General features: G+C 71.3%; 19 protein-coding genes. 14 read left to right on the forward strand and 5 right to left on the reverse strand.

The window, feature by feature from the left end:
• The first annotated feature begins 310 nt into the window (after positions 1–310).
• From xseA to AC0ZLC_RS15295, 3 genes are all read left to right on the forward strand, one after another.
• The gene (gene xseA, locus AC0ZLC_RS15285) at positions 311–1,519 is read left to right on the forward strand and encodes an exodeoxyribonuclease VII large subunit (protein ID WP_476752483.1); all 1,209 of its coding nucleotides are present in this window, start codon (positions 311–313) and stop codon (positions 1,517–1,519) included.
• A 9-nt stretch (positions 1,520–1,528) separates the two neighbouring features.
• The gene (locus tag AC0ZLC_RS15290; RefSeq protein ID WP_476752484.1) at positions 1,529–1,762 is read left to right on the forward strand and encodes an exodeoxyribonuclease VII small subunit; all 234 of its coding nucleotides are present in this window, start codon (positions 1,529–1,531) and stop codon (positions 1,760–1,762) included.
• Positions 1,763–2,102: 340 nt separating this feature from the next.
• Positions 2,103–2,693, forward strand: coding sequence for a malonic semialdehyde reductase (locus tag AC0ZLC_RS15295; RefSeq protein ID WP_358850288.1), 591 nt, complete (start codon positions 2,103–2,105; stop codon positions 2,691–2,693).
• 68 nt (positions 2,694–2,761) lie between these two features.
• Here the strand turns inward: AC0ZLC_RS15295 and AC0ZLC_RS15300 are convergent, their stop codons facing one another.
• Positions 2,762–3,280, reverse strand: a complete 519-nt coding sequence (locus AC0ZLC_RS15300) for a DUF4245 domain-containing protein (RefSeq protein WP_476752485.1) — start codon at positions 3,278–3,280, stop codon at positions 2,762–2,764.
• 126 nt (positions 3,281–3,406) lie between these two features.
• On the opposite strand from AC0ZLC_RS15300, the gene glpX reads away from it, so the two are divergent.
• A complete protein-coding gene (gene glpX / locus AC0ZLC_RS15305; RefSeq protein ID WP_476752486.1) occupies positions 3,407–4,438 on the forward strand; it encodes a class II fructose-bisphosphatase in 1,032 nt (343 codons plus the stop codon).
• 137 nt (positions 4,439–4,575) lie between these two features.
• Here the strand turns inward: glpX and AC0ZLC_RS15310 are convergent, their stop codons facing one another.
• A complete protein-coding gene (locus AC0ZLC_RS15310) occupies positions 4,576–4,953 on the reverse strand; it encodes a WhiB family transcriptional regulator (protein WP_476752487.1) in 378 nt (125 codons plus the stop codon).
• Between the two features lie 207 nt (positions 4,954–5,160).
• Positions 5,161–5,835, reverse strand: a complete 675-nt coding sequence (locus tag AC0ZLC_RS15315; protein WP_476752593.1) for a DUF1707 SHOCT-like domain-containing protein — start codon at positions 5,833–5,835, stop codon at positions 5,161–5,163.
• Positions 5,836–6,087: 252 nt separating this feature from the next.
• On the opposite strand from AC0ZLC_RS15315, the gene AC0ZLC_RS15320 reads away from it, so the two are divergent.
• The 4 genes from AC0ZLC_RS15320 to AC0ZLC_RS15335 all read left to right on the forward strand — a co-directional run bounded on the left by AC0ZLC_RS15320 (position 6,088) and on the right by AC0ZLC_RS15335 (position 12,447).
• Positions 6,088–7,755, forward strand: coding sequence for a fumarate hydratase (locus AC0ZLC_RS15320; protein ID WP_476752488.1), 1,668 nt, complete (start codon positions 6,088–6,090; stop codon positions 7,753–7,755).
• A gap of 74 nt (positions 7,756–7,829) precedes the next feature.
• The gene (locus AC0ZLC_RS15325) at positions 7,830–9,215 is read left to right on the forward strand and encodes a class II fumarate hydratase (RefSeq protein WP_476752489.1); all 1,386 of its coding nucleotides are present in this window, start codon (positions 7,830–7,832) and stop codon (positions 9,213–9,215) included.
• A 70-nt stretch (positions 9,216–9,285) separates the two neighbouring features.
• The gene (fomD, locus tag AC0ZLC_RS15330) at positions 9,286–9,978 is read left to right on the forward strand and encodes a cytidylyl-2-hydroxypropylphosphonate hydrolase (RefSeq protein ID WP_476752490.1); all 693 of its coding nucleotides are present in this window, start codon (positions 9,286–9,288) and stop codon (positions 9,976–9,978) included.
• Positions 9,979–10,347: 369 nt separating this feature from the next.
• Positions 10,348–12,447 carry a SpoIIE family protein phosphatase gene (locus tag AC0ZLC_RS15335; RefSeq protein ID WP_476752491.1) on the forward strand — a complete coding sequence of 700 codons (2,100 nt, stop codon included), beginning with the start codon at positions 10,348–10,350 and terminating at the stop codon, positions 12,445–12,447.
• Between the two features lie 78 nt (positions 12,448–12,525).
• Here AC0ZLC_RS15335 and AC0ZLC_RS15340 read toward each other — a convergent pair whose 3' ends face one another.
• A complete protein-coding gene (locus tag AC0ZLC_RS15340) occupies positions 12,526–14,805 on the reverse strand; it encodes a transglycosylase domain-containing protein (RefSeq protein WP_476752492.1) in 2,280 nt (759 codons plus the stop codon).
• Between the two features lie 309 nt (positions 14,806–15,114).
• Between AC0ZLC_RS15340 and AC0ZLC_RS15345 the strand changes: the two genes are divergently transcribed.
• The 5 genes from AC0ZLC_RS15345 (at position 15,115) to AC0ZLC_RS15365 (ending at position 20,227) form a co-directional block, all read left to right on the forward strand.
• Positions 15,115–16,062 (forward strand): SPFH domain-containing protein, encoded by a 948-nt coding sequence (locus AC0ZLC_RS15345; protein WP_476752493.1) that lies wholly within the window; start codon positions 15,115–15,117, stop codon positions 16,060–16,062.
• Entirely contained in the window at positions 16,059–16,322 is a 264-nt protein-coding gene (locus AC0ZLC_RS15350) for a type II toxin-antitoxin system antitoxin (RefSeq protein ID WP_476752494.1), read from the forward strand. Before AC0ZLC_RS15345 ends, AC0ZLC_RS15350 begins: the two co-directional genes overlap by 4 nt.
• A 358-nt stretch (positions 16,323–16,680) precedes the next feature.
• Positions 16,681–17,205 (forward strand): PadR family transcriptional regulator, encoded by a 525-nt coding sequence (locus AC0ZLC_RS15355; RefSeq protein ID WP_476752495.1) that lies wholly within the window; start codon positions 16,681–16,683, stop codon positions 17,203–17,205.
• Positions 17,202–17,891 (forward strand): ABC transporter ATP-binding protein, encoded by a 690-nt coding sequence (locus tag AC0ZLC_RS15360; RefSeq protein ID WP_476752496.1) that lies wholly within the window; start codon positions 17,202–17,204, stop codon positions 17,889–17,891. The genes AC0ZLC_RS15355 and AC0ZLC_RS15360 overlap by 4 nt, the downstream gene beginning before the upstream one ends.
• A complete protein-coding gene (locus AC0ZLC_RS15365) occupies positions 17,888–20,227 on the forward strand; it encodes an ABC transporter permease (RefSeq protein WP_476752497.1) in 2,340 nt (779 codons plus the stop codon). The genes AC0ZLC_RS15360 and AC0ZLC_RS15365 overlap by 4 nt, the downstream gene beginning before the upstream one ends.
• 63 nt (positions 20,228–20,290) lie before the next feature.
• On the opposite strand, the gene AC0ZLC_RS15370 is transcribed toward AC0ZLC_RS15365, so the two are convergent.
• The gene (locus tag AC0ZLC_RS15370; protein ID WP_476752498.1) at positions 20,291–21,364 is read right to left on the reverse strand and encodes a LysR substrate-binding domain-containing protein; all 1,074 of its coding nucleotides are present in this window, start codon (positions 21,362–21,364) and stop codon (positions 20,291–20,293) included.
• A gap of 152 nt (positions 21,365–21,516) precedes the next feature.
• Between AC0ZLC_RS15370 and AC0ZLC_RS15375 the strand changes: the two genes are divergently transcribed.
• Positions 21,517–22,071, forward strand: a complete 555-nt coding sequence (locus tag AC0ZLC_RS15375) for a peroxiredoxin (protein ID WP_476752499.1) — start codon at positions 21,517–21,519, stop codon at positions 22,069–22,071.
• The last annotated feature ends 2 nt before the right edge of the window (positions 22,072–22,073 follow it).

Consider the following 22,073-nt stretch of genomic DNA (forward strand, 5'->3'; position numbering starts at 1 on the left):
TGGTCCGCGTCGCGACCCGCAGCGTCCCTGTCGCGGTGGGCGCCGGTGTCGGCGCCACGTGGTGGGGGCGGGGCCGTATCGGTACATCCGGCCGTCGCAGGTCGGGCGGATGACTTCGTTGGATGAGTGGCCCGATTCGGGTGCCGCCCGCCACGGGCATCTGATGTGCCGACACGGCCCCTTCCGTCGTATCGCAGCTGCCGGCCGCACACACGTCCGGTTCCCACCCGTACACGTCCGCCGTCGGGGGCTGTCGCGGGCACGGGCCCGCGCGGGCCGGATTGTCAGAACCGGCCGATACGCTCGGCGCATGGCTCTGAACACGTCCGCGGACGCACCGCTGCCCGTCGGTGAGGTGTCCCGGCTCATCGGGGGGTGGATCGACCGCCTCGGCGCGGTGTGGGTCGAGGGGCAGATCACCCAGCTGTCGCGGCGCCCCGGTGCGGGCGTCGTCTTCCTGACGCTGCGCGACCCGTCGCACGACATCTCGGTGGGCGTCACCTGCTACCGACAGGTGTTCGACTCGGTGGCCGACGTGGTGAGCGAGGGCGCGCGCGTGGTCGTCCTCGCCAAGCCCGAGTGGTACGCGCCGCGGGGTCAGCTGTCGCTGCGGGCCGCCGAGATCAGGCCGGTGGGCGTCGGCGAGCTGCTCGCCCGGCTGGAGCAGCTGAAGAAGTCCCTGGCGGCCGAGGGGCTGTTCGCGGCCGGACGCAAGAAGGCCCTGCCGTTCCTGCCGCAGCTGATCGGGCTCGTCTGCGGGCGGGCCTCGGCGGCCGAGCGGGACGTGCTGGAGAACGCGCGGCACCGCTGGCCGGCCGTCCGTTTCGAGGTGCGCAACGTCCCCGTGCAGGGGGTGCACGCGGTGCCCCAGGTCGTCCAGGCCGTGAAGGAGCTGGACGCGCGCGACGACGTGGACGTGATCATCGTGGCGCGCGGCGGCGGCAGCGTGGAGGACCTGCTGCCCTTCTCGGACGAGCAGCTCGTACGGACCGTGGCGTCCTGCCGTACGCCGGTCGTGTCCGCGATCGGGCACGAGCCCGACACCCCGCTCCTCGACTACGTGGCCGACCTGCGCGCGTCCACCCCGACCGACGCCGCGAAGAAGGTCGTCCCGGACGTCGGCGAGGAGTACGAGCGGGTGCAGTTCCTGCGCGACCGGGCGCGGCGGGCCGTCCAGTCCTTCGTCGACCGCGAGGAGCGCGGCCTCGCGCACGCGCTGGCCCGCCCCTCGATAGAGGACCCGCACCGGATGGTCGACGAGCGGGCGGACCAGGTCGACTCGCTGCTCGACCGCGGCCGGCGCTGTCTCGGCCACCAGCTCGACCGCGCGGACTCCGAGCTGACGCACACGCACGCGCGCGTGGTGGCCCTCTCCCCCGCCGCCACCCTCAAGCGGGGATACGCGGTGCTGCAGAAGTCCGACGGTCACGTGGTCCGCGCGCCGGACGAGGTCGCGGCGGACGAGCCGCTGCGGGCGCGGGTCGCCGAGGGTGAATTCACGGTACGAGTCGATGCTTAGGGTGGACGCATGACCAGCAAGGTGGACGAGGCTCTCGGGTACGAGCAGGCGCGGGACGAACTGATCGAGGTCGTCCGGCGCCTGGAGGCGGGCGGCACGACCCTGGAGGAGTCCCTGGCGCTCTGGGAGCGGGGCGAGGAGCTGGCGAAGGTGTGCCGGCGCTGGCTGGACGGGGCGCGGGCGCGCCTGGACGCCGCCCTCGCGGAGGAGAGCGACGGCGAGGACGGGGCGGACGGGGAGTAGTCCCGGCACCGCCTCGGAAAAGCGCCCCCGCCATCGCAGGGGGTTGCCCGGACCTCTCGGGGAGCACCCCCCGACACTCCGGGACTGCCCTCACATCTGGGGAGCGGCCCCGGCACTTCCGCCGACGCCCCTGACATCTTGAGGAGCGGCCCCGGCACCTCGGGAGTGGCCCCTCGGGGAGTGGCCCCGGCACCTCGGGGAGCGGCCCCAGCGTCACCTGGCTGATGTGAAGCGGATCACGACGACCCCGTTTTTGTTGAACTTTGAACTTCTCGGTCGTACTGTCGTTCTCGCAAGCCGGTCCACCGGATCGGACGCACGTCTCGAGAAGGTTCTCCCCATGTCTCTCGTCCTTGACCCCGCCGCCCAGGACCTGCTGTTCCGCGAGGCCCGCACCGCGAACACGTTCACCGACGAGCCGGTGACCGACGAGCAGGTGCAGGCGATCTACGACCTGGTCAAGTACGGCCCGACCGCCTTCAACCAGTCGCCGCTGCGCATCACCCTGGTCCGCTCCGCCGAGGCCCGCGAGCGCCTGGTCCCGCTCATGGCCGAGGGCAACCGGCCGAAGACGGCCTCCGCCCCGCTGGTCGCGATCCTCGCCGCGGACAACGAGTTCCACGAGGAGTTGCCGCAGCTCTTCCCGCACTTCCCGCAGGCCAAGGACGCGTTCTTCTCCGAGCGCCCGGCCCGTGAGGGTGCCGCCGCGCTGAACGCCGCCCTCCAGGCCGCGTACTTCATCATCGGCGTCCGCGCCGCCGGGCTCGCCGCGGGTCCGATGACCGGCTTCGACTTCGCCGGTGTCCAGAAGGAGTTCCTGGACGGCGACCACACCCCGCTGATGATCGTCAACATCGGCAAGCCGGGCGAGGACGCCTGGTTCCCCCGCTCCCCGCGCCTGGCCCCGGACGAGGTCATCACGACCGTCTGATCCCCGCGCCAGCAGCGAGAAGGGCCCTCGGCAGCACGCCGCGGGCCCTTCTCGTGCTCTCGGAGGCGTTACGAAGTCCGCAGGGCCCTGGCCATTTCGGCGAGCCGGTCGAACGACGCCGTGCCGGTCACCACCGTCGTGGCGCCCTTCTCCTTCAGCACGAGCGCGTCGTACTTGACGCCCTCGTAGCGCTGCCACGTCCGGTCGCCGATACGCTGGGTCCTCGACGTGTCCCGGGCGTCCTGACTGGCGTCGGCGATGAAGACGGCCGGCCTCTGCGTGGACTGCTCCACCGCCACGTACTCGCCGTCCGGGGCGCGGTAGCCCAGGTGCCAGGCGTCGAATTTGTCGCCCCGGAACCGCACGGACGTCGCCTTCCAGTCCGCCGCCAGACCCTCCGGAGCCGCCACCGGGTAACTCGCGGCGCGGCGGGCCGTGCTCAGCTCGACGGCGTAGTCGACGCGCTTGATTGTGGGCTCGGAGTCGTCGTGCGGGATGAAGATGTAGATGAAGCCCGCGACCAGCCCGATGAAGCCCAGGGACAGAATCATGTCCCGGACCGTCTGCTTGCCTTTCATACCTGCCACGCCCCCTATCGTCGCAGGTGCGGTGGCTTGCTCATCCGTGGGGCCCCCTGCTCATTCTGTCCGCCTGACGATAGAGTCGGGGCACACCCTCATCCGGCCGTCGTCGTATCAGAAAGGTGCGCTCCGATGACCGAGCATCACTTGCCGTCCGAACTCGAGGTCCCGTCCGAGGCCCCCGACCGCAACCTGGCCCTGGAACTCGTCCGGGTCACCGAAGCAGCCGCGATGGCCGCGGGCCGCTGGGTCGGCCGCGGTGACAAGAACGGCGCCGACGGCGCCGCCGTACGGGCCATGCGGACCCTCGTCTCCACCGTCTCCATGAACGGCGTCGTCGTCATCGGCGAGGGGGAGAAGGACGAGGCCCCGATGCTCTTCAACGGGGAGCGCGTGGGCGACGGGACCGGCGCCGAGTGCGACATCGCCGTCGACCCGATCGACGGGACCACGCTGACCGCGAAGGGCATGACCAACGCGATCGCGGTGCTGGCCGCCGCCGACCGCGGCACCATGTTCGACCCGTCCGCCGTCTTCTACATGGACAAGCTGGTCACCGGCCCCGAGGCCGCCGACTTCGTCGACATCAACGCCCCCGTGTCCGTGAACATCCGCCGGGTCGCCAAGGCCAAGCGGGTCACGCCCGAGGACGTCACCGTCGTCATCCTGGACCGGCCGCGCCACGACGGGATCATCAAGGAGATCCGGGAGACCGGCGCCCGCATCAAGCTGATCTCCGACGGCGACGTCGCGGGCTCGATCCTGGCGCTGCGCGAGGGCACCGGCATCGACCTGCTGCTCGGCATCGGCGGCACGCCCGAGGGCATCATCTCGGCCTGCGCCGTGAAGTGCCTCGGCGGCACCATCCAGGGCAAGCTGTGGCCCAAGGACGACGAGGAGCGCGAGCGGGCCGTCGGCGCGGGCCACGACCTCGACCGCGTCCTCCTCACGGACGACCTGGTCTCCGGCGAGAACGTCTTCTTCGTCGCGACCGGCATCACGGACGGCGAGCTGCTGCGCGGGGTGCGGTACCGCGCGGAGACCGCCACGACCGAGTCGATCGTGATGCGCTCCAAGTCCGGGACGGTCCGCCAGATCACCTCGGAGCACCGGCTGAGCAAGCTGCGTGCGTACAGCGCGATCGACTTCGACCGCGCCAAGTAGCAGTCCGGGCCGGGCCGCCGGCCCATGAGAAAGACGGCCCGTGAGAACGACGGCCCGTGAGAACGACGGCCCGTGCGTATGCGCAAGGGGCGCCCTCCGTGCGGGGAGGGCGCCCCTTACGCGTCGCGCGATGCCGGTCAGCCGGCGGCGGCTATCGCCCCCGAGGCGCGGGCGGCCTTCTTCAGTTCGAGATCCCGGCGGCGGCGCCGGGCGAGCACCACGCGGCGCTCGGCGGCGGTGAGGCCACCCCACACGCCGTAGGGCTCCGGTTGCAACAGCGCGTGCTCCCGGCACTCGACCATGACGGGACAGCGGGCGCAGACCCGCTTCGCCGCTTCCTCCCGGGACAGCCGGGCCGCGGTGGGTTCCTTGGAGGGTGCGAAGAACAGGCCCGCCTCATCACGCCGGCAGACGGCCTCCGTATGCCACGGGGCTTCCTGATCCCTGTCCCCCACTGGCGACCGCTGGGCCGGAACGGCAGCTACCTGCAGGGACTGATGCGGCGGTTGCAGCACGGTCTACTCCTGACGACGGCTTCGCGAGCGTGCCGGGCGCCGCGGACCTTCCCACAGCGCCCTCGAGAGACGATGCAGCAAGGCCTACCCGCTGTACGCGCGCCTATGCACTGCGTTCCGAAGCGCGGAGTTTCTCCGCCGCGAACCGGCCGCAGCACGGGAGCGGTCCGCTCCGGGCGCCGCCGAGTTCACAGGCGTCGAGGCCCGTCAATGCCCCAGGTGCTTGCGCACACCGCGGTCGACCCGCCCCGCGACCTGGTCCGCCACCCGGCCGAGGATGTCGGCAACGACCTTGCCGCGCTTGGCTCTTGCCTCCACATTGCCGAGGACGGCCATCCCGTCGACGTAGATGACGGGGGCGTCCGGGTCCTCCGCGTCCAGCGTGGCCACTTCGAAGTTGCCGAGGACACCGCCGCCGCTGCCGCGCAGCGACACGTTCTCCGGGACGCGGACCTCCACGTTGCCGAAGACCGAGACGGCCTTGATCACGACCTGCTGGTACTCGAAGACCGCCTCGCTGAGGTCGATCTCGACGTTGCCGAAGATCGCGTACGCGTGCATGCGGCGGCCTGCTCGCCAGCGGCCCTTGCGGACGGCAGTGCTGAAGACCGCCACCACGTTCTCGTCGGCGTCGACAGGGATGGCGCCCTCGGTGGGGCGGTTCGGCGCGGGCGCGTAGGCCGGGGCCGCGCGGCGCCGGTGGGCGGCGGGCAGGTCCCGCACGAACACGTCGAGCTCGCCCACCGTCCTGGCGCTCAGCACTCCCTCGACCCGCTCGGCGTGCTCGTCGGGGGTGAGGCGGCCCTCGGCCAGGGCGTCGCGGAGGATGTCCGTGATCCCGTCGCGGTCGGCATCGGAGCAGCGCAGCTCGGCCGGCGTCACGGGCCGGGTGTCGGGCGTGCCGGCGGTCGGGGCGGCGCTCTTGTGAAGGTCCACGGCAGCAGCGTACCCAAACGCGATAGATCGCGACTACCCCTTGCCGCGGCCTGTGGAAAAACTCCGGCGGCCCGCCCGGCCCGTCCGGCCGCCGGAACTGAGCCCTACCTCACAAGCCCGCCGCTTCCGCCAGGTTCTACGCTGGTGGACGCTGCCAATGGAGGCCAGCCGCTGTCTGTCGAGTGAGGAATGGGCGACATGCCTGAGTTCGCGTACACCGATCTGCTCCCCATGGGAGAGGACACCACCCCCTACCGGCTGGTGACCTCCGAGGGTGTCTCCACCTTCGAGGCCGACGGGCGGACCTTCCTCAAGGTGGAGCCGGAGGCGCTGCGCAAGCTGGCCGCGGAGGCCATCCACGACATCCAGCACTACCTGCGGCCCGCCCACCTGGCCCAGCTGCGCCGCATCATCGACGACCCGGAGGCGTCGGGCAACGACAAGTTCGTCGCGCTCGACCTGCTCAAGAACGCGAACATCGCCGCCGCGGGCGTGCTCCCGATGTGCCAGGACACCGGCACGGCGATCGTGATGGGCAAGCGCGGACAGAACGTGCTGACCGAGGGCGGCGACGAGGCCGCCCTCTCCCGCGGCATCTACGACGCGTACCTGAACCTCAACCTGCGGTACTCGCAGATGGCCCCGCTGACCATGTGGGACGAGAAGAACACCGGCTCGAACCTGCCGGCCCAGATCGAGCTGTACGCGACCGACGGCGGCGCCTACAAGTTCCTCTTCATGGCGAAGGGCGGCGGCTCGGCCAACAAGTCGTTCCTCTACCAGGAGACGAAGGCCGTCCTGAACGAGTCCTCCATGATGAAGTTCCTGGAGGAGAAGATCCGTTCGCTCGGCACGGCCGCCTGCCCGCCGTACCACCTGGCGATCGTCGTCGGCGGCACGAGCGCCGAGTACGCCCTCAAGACCGCCAAGTACGCCTCCGCGCACTACCTGGACGAGATCCCGGCCGAGGGCTCGCCGCTCGGCCACGGCTTCCGGGACAAGGAGCTGGAGGAGAAGGTCTTCGAGCTGACGCAGCGGATCGGGATCGGCGCGCAGTTCGGCGGCAAGTACTTCTGCCACGACGTGCGCGTGGTCCGCCTGCCCCGGCACGGGGCGTCCTGCCCGGTCGCGATCGCGGTGTCCTGCTCCGCCGACCGCCAGGCCGTCGCGAAGATCACCGCCGAGGGCGTCTTCCTGGAGCAGCTGGAGACGGACCCGGCGCGGTTCCTTCCGGACACCACCGACGAGCACCTGGACGAGGCGTCCGACGTGGTGCGGATCGACCTCAACCAGCCGATGGACGACATCCTCGCCGAGCTGACCAAGCACCCGGTGAAGACCAGGCTCTCGCTCTCCGGGCCGCTCGTGGTGGCGCGCGACATCGCGCACGCCAAGATCAAGGAGCGGCTGGACGCGGGCGAGGAGATGCCGCAGTACCTGAAGGACCACCCCGTGTACTACGCGGGCCCGGCGAAGACGCCCGAGGGTTACGCGTCCGGCTCGTTCGGCCCGACCACGGCGGGCCGGATGGACTCCTACGTCGAGCAGTTCCAGGCGGCGGGGGGTTCCAGGGTGATGCTCGCCAAGGGGAACCGGTCCCAGCAGGTGACCGACGCGTGTGGTGCGCACGGCGGCTTCTATCTCGGGTCGATCGGGGGGCCGGCGGCGCGGCTCGCGCAGGACTGCATCAAGAAGGTCGAGGTCGTCGAGTACGAGGAGCTCGGCATGGAGGCGGTCTGGAAGATCGAGGTCGAGGACTTCCCGGCGTTCGTCGTCGTCGACGACAAGGGCAACGACTTCTTCAAGGACCCCGCGCCGGCACCGACGTTCACGTCGATCCCCGTACGGGGGCCCGGGCTGGGCTAGGCCCCTCCGGCGTTCGTTCGGGTGGTTGGGGGCGGCGGGGGAACATCCCCCGTCCCTCCCACGCTGTACCCGGTATGAGTGACTACCGCATCGAGCACGACTCCATGGGAGAGGTCCGCGTCCCGGCGCACGCCAAGTGGCGGGCCCAGACGCAGCGGGCCGTGGAGAACTTCCCTATCTCCGGGCAGCATCTGGAGCGCGCCCACATCGAGGCCCTCGCCCGGATCAAGGCGGCCGCCGCGAAGGTGAACGCCGAACTGGGGGTGCTCGACAAGGACGTCGCCGAGGCCATCGGGGACGCCGCGGCCGAGGTGGCCGAGGGACGCTGGGACGAGCACTTCCCCGTGGACGTCTTCCAGACGGGGTCCGGCACGTCGTCCAACATGAACACCAACGAGGTCATCGCCACGCTCGCCACCGAGCGGCTGGGCCGGGACGTGCACCCGAACGACCACGTGAACGCCTCGCAGTCGTCCAACGACGTCTTCCCCTCCAGCATCCACATCGCGGCGACCGCCGCCGTCACGCGCGACCTCGTCCCGGCCCTGGAGCATCTCGCCGCCTCCCTCGGGCGCAAGTCCGAGGAGTTCGCGGACGTGGTCAAGTCCGGGCGTACGCACCTGATGGACGCGACGCCGGTGACCCTGGGCCAGGAGTTCGGCGGTTACGCGGCGCAGGTGCGGTACGGGGTCGAGCGGCTGCGGTCCTCGCTGCCGAGGCTGGCCGAACTGCCCCTCGGCGGCACGGCCGTGGGCACGGGCATCAACACCCCGGCCGGGTTCGCGGCCGCGGTGATCGAGGAGGTCGCCCGGACGACCGGGCTGCCGCTCACCGAGGCACGCGACCACTTCGAGGCGCAGGGCGCGCGGGACGGCATCGTCGAGACCAGCGGGCAGCTGCGGACGATCGCCGTCGGACTGACGAAGATCGCCAACGACCTGCGGTGGATGGCTTCCGGGCCGCGGACCGGGCTCGCGGAGATCAACCTGCCCGACCTCCAGCCGGGGTCCTCGATCATGCCGGGGAAGGTGAATCCGGTCATCCCGGAGGCCGTGCTGATGGTCGCCGCCCAGGTGACGGGCAACGACGCGACCGTGGCCGCGGCGGGCGCCGCCGGGAACTTCGAGCTGAACGTGATGCTTCCGGTCATCGCCAAGAACGTGCTGGAGTCCGTCCGGCTGCTCGCCAACGTCGCGCGCCTGCTGGCCGACCGGACGGTCGACGGCATCACCGCGAACCGCGAACGCGCCCGTGAGTACGCCGAGTCGTCGCCCTCGGTCGTGACGCCGCTCAACAAGTACATCGGGTACGAGGAGGCGGCCAAGGTCGCCAAGAAGGCCCTGGCCGAGCAGAAGACGATCCGCCAGGTCGTCCTGGAGAACGGCTACGTGGAGCGCGGCGACCTCACGCGCGAGCAGCTCGACGAGGCGCTCGACGTGCTGCGGATGACGCATCCGTGACAGCCGGGCCCCCGCGTGGACCGTGACGCACACCGCAGCGTCGTATGCCTGCGGCACCTAATATCTGTTCATGGCAGACGGCGGAGCGGTGAGACGAGCGGAAACGGGCGGACCGACGGCGCACTGGGCCCCCGGGACCCCGATCCTGTGGCGGTACCGGGAGAACGCCGGCGAGCGCTTCCACATCTGCCGCCCCGTCACCGTCGTCCAGGACGACGGTGACCTGCTCGCCGTGTGGATGGCTCCCGGCACGGAGTGTGTGAAGCCGGTGCTCGCCGACGGCACGCCGGTGCACTCCGAGCCGCTGGAGTCGCGTTACACCAAGCCGCGGGCGGTACGGCGCGACCGCTGGTCCGGCACCGGCGTACTGAAGTTGGCGCGTCCGGGCGACGCCTGGTCGGTGTGGCTGTTCTGGGAGCCGGGCTGGCGGTTCAAGAACTGGTACGTGAACCTGGAGGAGCCGCTCGCGCGCTGGTCCGGCGGCGTCGACTCCCGCGACCACTTCCTGGACATCGCCGTCCACCCGGACCGCACCTGGCGCTGGCTCGACGAGGACGAGTTCGCACAGGCGCAGCGGGCCGGTCTGATGGATACTCAACTGGCGGAGCAGGTGAGGCGGACGGGACGCTCCGCGGTGGAGGTGATCCGCGCGTGGGGCCCGCCGTTCTCGGACGGCTGGCAGCACTGGCGCCCGGACCCGGCATGGGGCGTACCCTCACTGCCGGACGACTGGGACCGTACGCCCGCGCACGTGTCCACGTGAGACCCTTGATGCGCCCCCGTGGTACAAACGTAGGATCGTCCTCCGCATCAAATCGGTCAAGGCCGGTGCCCCGCACCGTCGTTGAGGGGTGGTGGCCGGTGACGGGAGGACGCGCAGCGGCAACTGCCACAGCAAGCACCGGGCTTGGTCATACGTCACCGAGGGGCGGCAGGACGTGAGCGAGGGGTACGAGAGCCACACGGGTACGGCCTGCGGGCGACCGGACGGGCTGTCCGCGCCGGTCGCCGGCCGGTCCGTTCCTCATGACGCGGAAAGTGCGTTCCCGGGACACGTATTCCGGGTATCGGCACTTCTGCGGGACGAACTGCGCGCACGGCGCGCAGCCCCGGACGGATGGATGCGACACGCGTGACGGAGCACCCGACCTCGCACGAGCGCCACCGGCCCAGCGCCGGCCGGCCGCCCTCCCCCGCGGACCCCCGCGGGGCGCTCCTGCGTACCCCGGAGCAGCCGGGCACTGTCCCGGCCGTGGCTCCGTACGACCGCGGCGACGCCCACGGCCCCTCGGCATTACCGGCCCAGGCCCGCACGGGCGACGCCCAGACCGGCCCGGGTGCGCCCGCGCCCGCGCCGTCCGGCCCCGAGCACACACAGCCCTCCGCCGCCGAGCAGGACCCGCACCGCCCCCGCCCCGCTCCGGAGAGCATTCCGGTCCAGCCGGGCGGCGAGCAGCAGCGGACGCCCGCGGCCCCCGGCGGCAAGGACCGGCGTACCGGCCAGGGCCTGCCGCCGAGCGGTCCCATGCCGATGCGCCGTGACGGTGACCGGCTGCGCTTCGTGGGCGCCGCGACCCGGCGGATCGCCCGCGGCATAGACCTCGACGAGATCGTGATGGGCCTGTGCCGGGCGACCGTGCCGACCTTCTCGGACGCGATCCTCGTCTATCTGCGCGACCCGCTGCCGGTGGGCGACGAGCGGCCCACCGGCCCCGTCGTGCTGCGGCTGCGGCGCACCGACCGGATTCCCGAGGAGCGGGACACCGAGGGCGGCTTCATCGCCGCGCTCCAGCCCGAGCCGAGCGACCTGTCCACGACGACCGCGGAACTGTGCGAGGTGCGTCCCGGCGGCGCCCTGGCCGAGGTGCTGCGCGGGGTGCGGCCCGTCTTCGCGGACGCGCCCGCCGCCCGGGCCGCGCTGCCCGAACTGCTCGGCGACGACGTCTACGTGCCGGGCGGCCAGCGCGCCATCCTGGCGCCGCTGCGGGGTCGCCGCCGGGTGATCGGTGCGGCGCTGTTCCTGCGCCGCCCTGAGCGCATGGCCTTCGAGACCGACGACCTGCTGGTCGCAGCCCAGCTCGCCACGCACAGCGCGCTCGGCATCGACAAGGCGGTGCTGTACGGCCGCGAGGCGTACATCGCCGACGAGCTGCAGCGCACGATGCTGCCCGAGACCCTGCCGCGGCCCACGGGTGTGCGGCTGGCGTCCCGCTATCTGCCGGCCGCCGAGACGGCCCGGGTGGGCGGCGACTGGTACGACGCGATTCCCCTGCCGGGCAGCCGCGTCGCGCTCGTCGTCGGCGACGTCATGGGGCACTCGATGACGTCCGCGGCGATCATGGGCCAGCTGCGCACCACCGCGCAGACCCTCGCCGGGCTCGACCTGCCGCCCCAGGAGGTGCTGCACCACCTGGACGAGCAGGCCCAGCGGCTGGGCACCGACCGCATGGCGACCTGCCTGTACGCCGTCTACGACCCGGTCGCGCACCGGATCACCATCGCCAACGCGGGCCATCCGCCGCCGGTGCTGCTGCACCTGGGCGGCCGGGCCGAGGTGCTGCGGGTGCCGCCGGGCGCCCCGATCGGCGTGGGCGGGGTGGACTTCGAGGCGGTCGAGCTGGACGCGCCCGCCGGGGCCACGCTGTTCCTGTACACGGACGGCCTGGTGGAGTCCCGGCTGCGGGACGTGTGGACCGGGATAGAACAGCTGCGCGAGCGGCTCGCCGCCACCGCCCAGCTGACCGGCCCCGACCATCCGCCGCCGCTGGAGGCGCTCTGCGACGAGGTGCTCGACATGCTCGGCCCGGGCGACCGGGACGACGACATCGCCCTGCTCGCCGCCCGGTTCGACGGCATCGCGCCGAGCGACGTGGCGTACTGGACGCTGGATCCGGAGGACTCGGCACCCGGGCGGGCCCGACGGCTCGCCCGCCGCGCACTGTCCCGCTGGGGTCTCGAGGACATGAGCGACTCCGTGGAGCTGCTCGTCAGCGAGGTCGTGACCAACGCCGTGCGCTACGCCTCGCGGCCGGTGACCCTGCGGTTGCTGCGCACCGACGTGCTGCGCTGCGAGGTCGGCGACGACGTGCCGCAGCTGCCGCGGCTGCGCCAGGCACGCGCCACGGACGAGGGCGGACGCGGCCTCTATCTGGTGAACCGGCTGGCCCGGCGGTGGGGCGCGACCAGGCTCAGCACCGGAAAGGTCGTCTGGTTCGAGCTGAACCGCAGCTGAGCCCGAGGCCCGGCGGCACCGCGGGCACGCGTACGAGGAGGGCGCCCGGCCGGCCGGCCGGGCGCCCTCCTCGCGTGGTCAGCGGTCGTCGTCGGGCCGCAACGGGTCCTCCGGCACTTCCTCACTGGTCGTCGGACTCGGTGTGACCGGCTGCTTGGTCGTGGGCTTGGTGGAGGGCTTCTCCGACGGGGTCGCGCTGTCGCTGGGCGTCGGAGTCGGCGTCGGCTTCTTCGTCGGCGGCGTCGCCGACGGCGTCTCGCTGGGCGTCGGAGTCGGCGTCGGCGTCTCGGTCGGCGGGACGGCCGCGCCCTGGGTGGTCTCCAGGTCGAACGCGGTCACCCTGCCCATGGCGGCGAAGGTGTACGAGGCCCAGATCTGCGCGGGGTAACCACCGCCGTTGACGCGGCCGCTGCCCGGGAGGAGACCCGTGGCGCCCTTGAGGGAGACCTGCGTCTGGTTCTTGGCGTCCTCGCCGAAGAGGCCCACCGAGGTGACCAGGGTCGGCGTGTAACCGGTGAACCAGGCGGACTTGTTGTTGTCGGACGTGCCCGTCTTGCCGGCGACCTGCTGGCCGTTGCGGTCCACCGCCTGGGCGACCGACACCTGGGCCGTACCGTCGTCGACCACGCCGGTCAGCACGGAGGTGACGGTGTCGGCCGCCTCGCGGCTGATGACCCGCTGTCCGATCGCGGCCGGGATCGTGACCTCGTAGTCCTTGTGCTCGGCCGACTTCACCACGGCGGGGGTGACCTTCTTGCCGTGGTTGTCGAGGGTGGCGTAGACGCCGGCCATCTCCAGCGGGCTGGCGCCCATGGTGCCCAGGGTCTGCGCGGGCACCGCCTGCAGGTCTTCGGTGTCCATGCCCAGGTCGCCGGCGGTCTCCAGGACCTCGTCCATGCCGACGTCGACGCCCATCTGCGCGAAGACGGAGTTGATGGACTTGTTCATCGCGGTCTGGACGGTGACGTCGCCGTAGCTGTGGTTGTCCTCGTTCGGGGGCGCGAACCCGACCTTGGCGCCGCTGTCCACGACGGGGCGCCTGCTGGTGCCGTCGTAGACCGTGCTCGCCGTGATCGGCTTGCCGTTCTGTGTCGTGGCGCCCTGGTCGAGGGCGGCGGCGAGGATCAGCGGCTTGAAGGTCGACGCCGGCTGGTAGTCGCGCCGGGTCGCGTTGTTCACGAAGTGCTTGACGTAGTTCTTGCCGCCGTACAGCGCGAGGACCTTGCCCGTCCTCGGGTCCACGGACGCGGCACCTGCCTGGACATCGCCGTCGACCGGGCGCTTCTTGGCGTTCAGCTTGCTGGTCAGCTGCGTCGTGACGGCCTTCTCCAGCTGCTCCTGCTTCTCCTTGTCGATGTTCAGGGTGAGCGTCCAGCCGCCCGCCTCGACCTTCGCCTCGGCGTCCTCCAGGTTGACGGCGGAGCCCTGGGCGACGAGCTGCTTCATCAGCGCCTTGTTGGCCGCGTCGACGAGGTAGCCGGTCTGGCCCTCCATGCCCGGTGCGCCCTTGGGGTCCCTCGGCTCGGGGAACGTGAGACTCCGGCGCTTGGCCGGGTCCAGCCAGCCCTGCTCGACCATGTTGTCGAGGGTGTAGTTCCAGCGGTTCTTGACCAGCTTCTTGCCGGTGTCGGTGGCGACCGCCCAGTCGTACTGGCTCGGGGCCTGGAGCAGCGAGGCGAGGTACGCGCCCTGCCGCACCGAGAGCTTCTCGGCGTCGACGCGGTAGTAGGCCTGCGCCGCCGCCTGGATGCCGTACGCGCCGCGGCCGTAGTAGCTGGTGTTGATGTAGCCCGCGAGGATGGCGTCCTTGGACTTCTGGCGGTCCACCTTCAGCGAGATGACCAGTTCCTTCAGCTTGCGCGTGACGGTCTGGTCCTGGGTCAGGTAGTAGTTCTTGACGTACTGCTGGGTGATCGTCGAGCCGCCCTGCTTGCCCTTGCCCGAGAGGGTGTTGACGATTCCGCGGGCGGTGCCCTTGAGGTCGACGCCCGAGTCCTTGTAGAAGGACTTGTTCTCGGCGGCGACGAAGGTGCGCTGGACCTTCTTGGGGACCTTGGCGAGGTCGACGATCTCGCGGTTCACGTCGCCCGTCCGCGCGAGGACGGTGCCGTCGCTGTACTCGTAGACGTTGCTCTGGAGCTTCGCGGACGCGTTGCCCTTGGGGACGTCGACGACCATGTACAGCACGACGAACGCGGCCATGACGAGCAGGCACAGGCCGAAGAACGTGCCGACGATCTTCTTCCAGGTGAAGAAGCGGCGTATGCCACCGCGGGTGCCCTTGGCCCCGGACGAGCTCCGGGGCGCCGCGCGGTGGCCACCACGCTGCCGCGCTCGTCTCTCTTCCGCTCGTCCCATGGGTCCGGTCCGCTCCGCTCGGTCTCGTGTCGCGTGGTCGTGCCGTGCTCCTGTGTCGCGCCGGTGCTCGTGCGTCACACAGGTTCGCCGCTCAGGTCAGCTCAGAAAGCTAACACCGCGCGGTATGACAAAGCGCAGCCGATCCGGTCTTTTACGGACGTGAGAATCAGCACCCGTCCCGACAGAAACGACGATCCATGGACACAGAAGGTTGCCGGACGCTATAAAGTGCTATCACTTAGATAGAGCTGAGCTAACAACCAGTGCCGTCCGGACGAGCGCCGCGCGGCACGGAACGGGGGGACATCCATGTCCGCACACGACACCGCGCCGGACGCGACGACCGACGCCGGCCTGCCGGAGATGCCCGCGCCGCGCGTGCGGGAGTTCGCCGCGCACAGCATCGGCGGCGCTCTCGCGCTGCTGCTTGGGCTGCTCGGACTCCTGGCGGCCGTCGGCTTGATCGCCGGCGCCACGACGGTCACCGCCGCCGGCGTCAAGGCCGCGCTGATCATCGGGGGCATCCTGATCGGCATAACCGCCTTCTTCGCCATGTGCGGTCTGAACATGGTGGCGCCCGGCGAGGCCCGGGTGGTCCAGCTCTTCGGGCGGTACCGGGGGACGATCCGGCAGGACGGTCTGCGCTGGGTGAACCCGCTGACGTCGAGGACCAAGATCTCGACCCGGGTCCGCAACCACGAGACCGCCGTCCTCAAGGTCAACGACGCCTACGGCAACCCGATCGAGCTCGCCGCGGTCGTGGTCTGGAGGGTCGAGGACACCGCGCAGGCCAGCTTCGAGGTGGACGACTTCCTGGAGTTCGTCGCCACCCAGACCGAGGCGGCCGTGCGGCACATCGCCATCGAGTACCCCTACGACGCGCACGACGAGGACGGCCTGTCGCTGCGCGGCAACGCGGAGGAGATCACAGAGAAGCTCGCCGTCGAGCTGCACGCGCGCGTGGAGGCCGCCGGCGTCCAGATCATCGAGTCGCGGTTCACGCATCTCGCGTACGCTCCCGAGATCGCGTCGGCGATGCTCCAGCGCCAGCAGGCGGGGGCGGTCGTGGCGGCGCGGCGGCAGATCGTCGACGGTGCCGTCGGGATGGTCGAGGCGGCGATCGCCCGCATCGCCGAACGGGAGATCGTCGAGCTGGACTCCGAGCGGAAGGCGGCGATGGTGTCGAACCTGATGGTGGTGCTCTGCGGGGACCGCGCGGCGCAGCCCGTGCTGAACACCGGGTCCCTCTACCAGTGACGGCTCCAGCGGAGGGGACTCCCGCCGAAGGGGCGCCCCGGCGTCGGCCGCAGCAGCGCAAGCAGGTGCTGCTGCGGCTGGACCCGCTCGTCCATGACGCGCTGGCCCGCTGGGCCGGGGACGAACTGCGGTCCACCAACGCGCAGATCGAGTTCCTGCTGCGGCGGGCGCTGGGTGAGGCGGGGCGGCTGCCGGGGGCGGCGGGACCGATTCCTCGCCGGGGGCGTCCACCGGTTGTCTCCGGGGAGCCGGAGGAGTGACGCCCGCCGTTTCGGCCTGACCGGGCTCGTTCTCGAACGCCGGACGGGCCGGGACCTCCAGGACGGGCCGAAGAACCCAGCCCCGCCACGGCCACCCCATCGGCCTGAACGGTCTCGTCCTCGAACGCCGGAGGGCTGAACGGCTCCAGCCCGTCCGGCGTTGCGAATCCCCGCCGGCCCGCCCCGGAATTCCGGTTCGTCCGGCGGGCGAGGACGAGCTCGGTGACGCGGCGGGGGCGGGGAAACCCCGTGACGGAACCGTGACATCCGTCGCTGACCTGGCCAAAAGCGCACCCCGCCGTGGTCTGTTCGCCACGTGTATACGCGGGGTGTATACGCACTGTGTAGAGTGCTCCGCATGTCCATCGGTCACACACTCCTGGGACTCCTCGAGTCCGGGCCCCGCCACGGCTACGACCTGAAGCGGGCCTTCGACGAAAAGTTCGGTCACGACCGGTCGCTGCACTACGGCCAGGTCTACTCGACGATGTCCCGCCTGCTGAAGAACGGCCTCGTGGAGGTCGACGGGATCGAGGCGGGCGGCGGACCGGAGCGCAAGCGGTACGCCATCACCGACGCGGGCATCACCGATGTCCAGCGCTGGCTCGCGACCCCCGAACCACCGGACCTGTACCTCCAGTCGACCCTGTACACGAAGGTCGTCCTGGCGCTGCTCACCCACCGCGACGCGGCGCAGATCCTCGACACGCAGCGCGCCGAGCACCTGCGGACGATGCGGATCCTGACCGACCGCAAGCGCAAGGGCGACCTCGCGGACCAGCTGATCTGCGACCACGCCCTGTTCCACCTGGAGGCCGACCTGCGGTGGCTCGAACTCACCGCGGCGAGGCTCGACAAGCTCGCCGAGGCGGTGACCCGGTGACGCCTCCCGCCGGTTCCCTGCTCACGGCGACGGAACTCCGCAAGACGTACGGCTCGACCACCGCCCTGGACGGCGCCGAGTTCTCCATCCACCCGGGCGAGGTCGTCGCCGTGATGGGCCCCTCCGGCTCCGGCAAGTCCACGCTGCTGCACTGCCTCGCCGGCATCGTGCCGCCCGACTCGGGCTCCATCATCTACGACGGCCGGGAGATGGCCGGCATGAGCGACGCCCAGCGCAGTGCCCTGCGGCGCAGCGACTTCGGGTTCGTGTTCCAGTTCGGGCAGCTCGTCCCGGAGCTGACCTGCGTCGAGAACGTCGCGCTGCCGCTGCGGCTCAACGGCACCGGGCGCAAGGAGGCCGAGCGCACCGCCCTGTCGTGGATGGAGCGCCTCGAGGTCGACGGTCTCGCGGGCAAGCGGCCCGGCGAGGTCTCCGGCGGCCAGGGGCAGCGGGTCGCCGTCGCCCGCTCGCTGGTCACCGGCCCGCGGGTGCTCTTCGCGGACGAGCCGACGGGCGCGCTCGACTCGCTCAACGGCGAGCGCGTGATGGAGCTGCTCACGGACGCGGCCCGCTCGACCAACGCGGCCGTCGTCCTCGTCACGCACGAGGCCCGGGTGGCCGCGTACTCCGACCGCGAGATCGTCGTGCGCGACGGCAGGTCCCGTGACATGGAGCGCGTCGTATGAGCGCCCGCCAGTGGACCCGGGACCTGGCCATGGGCGCCCGGTTCGCGGTCACCGGCGGCCGTGAGGGCTGGGGACGCGTCCTGCTGACGGCGGTCGGCGTGGGACTCGGGGTGGCACTGCTGCTGCTCACCACGGCGATCCCCAGCGCCCTCGACTCCCGGCACGAGCGGGAACGCGCCCGCAACGACATGACGTACAGCTCGGTGGTCGGCAAGAAGAGCGACAAGTCCCTGCTCATCGGTACCGCAGACACCACCTTCCGGTCCAAGGACGTGCGCGGGCGGCTGCTCCAGCCCGAGGGCGTCCGCGCACCGCTGCCGCCAGGGGTGGGGAAGTTCCCCGCGGCCGGCGAGATGGTCGTCTCGCCCGACCTGGCCCGCCTCCTGAAGTCCGGCGAGGGCAGGCTGCTGCGCGAGCGGCTGCCGTACCGGATCAGCGGCACGGTCGGCGACACGGGCCTGGTCGGCCCGCACGAACTCGTCTACTACGCGGGCTCCCAGGACCTCTCCGGGACGGAGCGCACGACGGCTGTCCGGATCGAGCGCATCGACTCGTTCGGATCGACGGGCCAGAGCGGTGAGAGGCTCGACCCCGTCCTGCTGCTGCTCATCCTGATCGTCTTCGTGGTGCTGCTGATGCCGGTCGGTGTCTTCATCGCCGCGGCCGTGCGCTTCGGCGGCGAACGGCGCGACCGCAGGCTCGCGGCGCTGCGCCTGGTCGGCGCCGACGGGCGGATGACCCGCAGGATCGCGGCCGGCGAGGCCCTGGCGGGGGCACTCGTCGGACTGGTCCTCGGCGCCGGGTTCTTCCTGGCGGGCCGCCGGCTCGCGGGGATGATCGAGCTGTTCGAGATCAGTGTGTTCCCGGGCGATCTCCGCCCGACGCCCACGCTGGTGGCGCTGATCGCCGTCACCGTCCCGGCCGCGGCGGTCGCGGTGACCCTCCTCGCGCTGCGCGGGGTCGTCATCGAGCCCCTGGGTGTCGTCCGCACGGCCAGGCCCGCGCGGCGCCGGCTGTGGTGGCGGCTGCTGGTGCCGCTGGGCGGACTGGCGCTGCTCTACCCGATGGTCGGGCAGGGCCGGGACAACGGGGACTTCAACCAGTACATGGTGGTCGGCGGTGTCATCCTGCTGCTGGTCGGCGTGACCGCACTGCTGCCCTGGGTCGTCGAGTCCGTCGTGGCCCGGCTGAACTCGGGCGGGGTCGCCTGGCAACTGGCCGTCCGGCGGCTCCAGTTGAGCAGCGGCAGCGCGGCGCGCATGGTCAACGGCATCGCGGTGGCGGTGGCGGGCGCGATCGCCCTGCAGATGCTGTTCGCCGGGGTCGAGGACGACTACACCAAGGACTCCCGCAACGACCTCTCGCGTGCGCAGATGCAGATCACCGTGCCGTACGGCGTCCCGGTGGCCCAGGCCGCCGGGCGGTTCGAACGGACGCGGGGGGTGCGGCACGTGACGCCGCTGTCGTTCGCCTCGCTGGGCGACAGCGCCAGGAACCCCGACGTGTCCGTGAACCTGACCGTCGGCGACTGCACGTCGCTGCGCGAGGTGGCGCGGCTGCCCTCGTGCCGCGACGGCGACGTCTTCGCCGTGGAGGGCGCCGAGTACGACAGGGGGACCCTGGACCTGGGCAAGTCCGGCCGGACGCTCTACATCGACCCGTCCTACGACGGCAGCCCCAAGCGCCACCAGGTCGCCTGGACCGTGCCCCCGCACCTCAAGAGGGCCGGGTCGCGCGAGGACCCGACGGGCTGGGAACGCGGGGGAATGCTGATCACCACGGGCGCCCTGCCCGCGGACGCGGCCCCGGCCGTCGAGGGCCAGCTCTTCCTGAAGATCGACGGCTCCGTGCCGGACGTCCACGACCTCGTACGGAACACCGCAGCGGGGCTCGGTCCGCTCACGAACGCCAACTCCTGGTCGGCGAGCGAGCGTTCAGGTCGCTTCAGCTCCATCCGTACGGGTCTGTTCGTCGGCGCGACCTGTGTCCTCGTCCTGATCGGCGCGAGCCTGCTGGTCTCGCAGCTGGAGCAACTGCGCGAGCGCAAGAAGCTGCTGTCGGCGCTGGTCGCCTTCGGCACCCGGCGCCGCACGCTGAGCCTGTCGGTGCTGTGGCAGACCGCGATCCCGATCGCGCTCGGCCTGCTGCTCGCGACCACGGTGGGCCTGACCCTCGGCACCGTCCTGCTGAAGATGACGGAGACCTCGGTGGCCGTGGACTGGCCGAGCGTGCTGTCGATGGCGGGCGTCGGCGCGGGCGTCGTCCTGCTGGTGACGGCGCTGAGCCTGCCCCCGCTGCTGCGGCTGATGCGACCGGACGGCCTGCGCACCGAATAGCACCGGCCGGGTTGCCACCGGACGGCCTGCGCACCGAGTAGCACCGGCCGGGCCCGGCGCGGGTCACAGCACCCGGACGGGCAGGGGCCGCAGCGCGTCCCTGAGCGCTGCGGCCAGTTCCTCGTACTCGGCGCCCCGCGCGGCGCCCGCCCGCATCGCCAGCGCGATCTGCCGGGTGGGCGCCGGATCCGCGAAGTACCCGGTGAGGAGCTGGTTGCTGCGGCTCGTCTCGACCTTGACGGCGGTGCGCGGCAGCAGGGTCACCCCGAGCCCGCCCGCCACCAGCTGGACCAGCGTGGAGAGTCCGGCGGCGGTGGTGGTGACCGGCGCGTCGGCGCGGCCGGCCTCCCGGCAGATGTCCAGCGCCTGGTCGCGCAGGCAGTGCCCCTCGTCCAGCAGTAGCAGGTTCAGCTCGCGCAGCGCCTGGCGCGGGATCCCCTCCCGGCCGCCGAGCCAGTGGTCGAGCGGGGTGACCAGGACGAAGTCCTCGTCGAACAGGGGGAGTTCGACCACGCCCGGCATGCCGAGCGGCACCGCGAGCAGCAGCAGGTCCAGCCGCCCGACGGCGAGCCCGTCCAGCAGGTTGGCCGTCTGTTCCTCGTGGACCTGGAGATCGAGGTCGGGGTAGCGGTCGTGGACCAGCTTCAGGACGGTCGGCAGCAGATACGGCGCCACGGTGGGGATCACTCCGAGCCGCAGCACCCCCGTGAACGGCGCCCGCACCGCCTCGGCCTCCTCCATCAGCGCCCCGACCGCGTCGAGCACCGCCTTGGCGCGTACGGCGAGACGCTCGCCCTCGGGCGAGAGGAGCACCTTGCGGGTCGTACGCTCCAGCAGGGTCACCCCGAGCGTCTCCTCCAGGGCCGAGACGGCACCCGACAGGGCGGGCTGGCTCATGCCGATCGCGGCGGCGGCGTCCCGGAAGTGCAGGTGCTCCGCGACGGCGGCGAACGCCCGCAGCTGCGCGAGGCTGGGCTGCCGCCGCCCGTTGCCCTTGGAGCCGAGGGAGCCCTTCGGACCGAGGGAGCCCTTGGGGCCGAGGGAGCCCTTGGGGTCGAGCGGCCCGTTCCCGAGGGGGCCCTTCACACCCGGGGAAACCACGGGACCCGTCGAGCCGCTCGCGCTCACCATGGCCATACCTCTCACTCACTGCTACTGATAGCTGACACCGATCAACACGACCGAGTGTAGCTATTTCACTAATCAATGCAGCCTGTGCCAACATCATCAGCGTCCAACCCATGGGATACATCCTCAAAAGGGGTGTTTCCTCGCTGCAAGGAGAGCGCGTGCTCACTGTTGGTGACAAGTTCCCCGAGTTCGACCTGACCGCCTGCGTCTCGCTGGAGAAGGGCGAGGAGTTCCAGCAGATCAACCACAAGACCTACGAGGGTCAGTGGAAGGTCATCTTCGCGTGGCCCAAGGACTTCACCTTCGTGTGCCCGACCGAGATCGCCGCCTTCGGCAAGCTGAACAGCGAGTTCGCCGACCGTGACGCCCAGGTGCTCGGCTTCTCCGGCGACTCCGAGTTCGTCCACCACGCCTGGCGCAAGGACCACGAGGACCTGCGTGACCTGCCCTTCCCGATGATGGCCGACTCGAAGCACGAGCTCATGCGTGACCTCGGCATCGAGGGCGAGGACGGCTTCGCCAAGCGCGCCGTCTTCATCGTCGACCAGAACAACGAGATCCAGTTCTCCATGGTGACCGCCGGCTCCGTCGGCCGTAACCCCAAGGAGGTTCTGCGGGTGCTCGACGCCCTGCAGACGGACGAGCTGTGCCCGTGCAACTGGACCAAGGGCGAGAACACCCTCGACCCGGTCGCGCTGCTGGCCGGTGAGTGACC

The organism is Streptomyces sp. GLSS-08 (assembly GCF_056387915.1).

What these genes read in the sequence shown, in the direction of transcription:
- xseA (WP_476752483.1), top strand. Translation starts at nt 311, where the DNA reads ATGGCTCTGAACACGTCCGCGGACGCACCGCTGCCCGTCGGTGAGGTG.
- AC0ZLC_RS15290 (WP_476752484.1), top strand. Translation starts at nt 1,529, where the DNA reads ATGACCAGCAAGGTGGACGAGGCTCTCGGGTACGAGCAGGCGCGGGAC.
- AC0ZLC_RS15295 (WP_358850288.1), top strand. Translation starts at nt 2,103, where the DNA reads ATGTCTCTCGTCCTTGACCCCGCCGCCCAGGACCTGCTGTTCCGCGAG.
- glpX (WP_476752486.1), top strand. Translation starts at nt 3,407, where the DNA reads ATGACCGAGCATCACTTGCCGTCCGAACTCGAGGTCCCGTCCGAGGCC.
- AC0ZLC_RS15320 (WP_476752488.1), top strand. Translation starts at nt 6,088, where the DNA reads ATGCCTGAGTTCGCGTACACCGATCTGCTCCCCATGGGAGAGGACACC.
- AC0ZLC_RS15325 (WP_476752489.1), top strand. Translation starts at nt 7,830, where the DNA reads ATGAGTGACTACCGCATCGAGCACGACTCCATGGGAGAGGTCCGCGTC.
- fomD (WP_476752490.1), top strand. Translation starts at nt 9,286, where the DNA reads ATGGCAGACGGCGGAGCGGTGAGACGAGCGGAAACGGGCGGACCGACG.
- AC0ZLC_RS15340 (WP_476752492.1), bottom strand. Translation starts at nt 14,805, where the DNA reads ATGGGACGAGCGGAAGAGAGACGAGCGCGGCAGCGTGGTGGCCACCGC.
- AC0ZLC_RS15345 (WP_476752493.1), top strand. Translation starts at nt 15,115, where the DNA reads ATGTCCGCACACGACACCGCGCCGGACGCGACGACCGACGCCGGCCTG.
- AC0ZLC_RS15355 (WP_476752495.1), top strand. Translation starts at nt 16,681, where the DNA reads ATGTCCATCGGTCACACACTCCTGGGACTCCTCGAGTCCGGGCCCCGC.
- AC0ZLC_RS15365 (WP_476752497.1), top strand. Translation starts at nt 17,888, where the DNA reads ATGAGCGCCCGCCAGTGGACCCGGGACCTGGCCATGGGCGCCCGGTTC.
- AC0ZLC_RS15370 (WP_476752498.1), bottom strand. Translation starts at nt 21,364, where the DNA reads ATGGCCATGGTGAGCGCGAGCGGCTCGACGGGTCCCGTGGTTTCCCCG.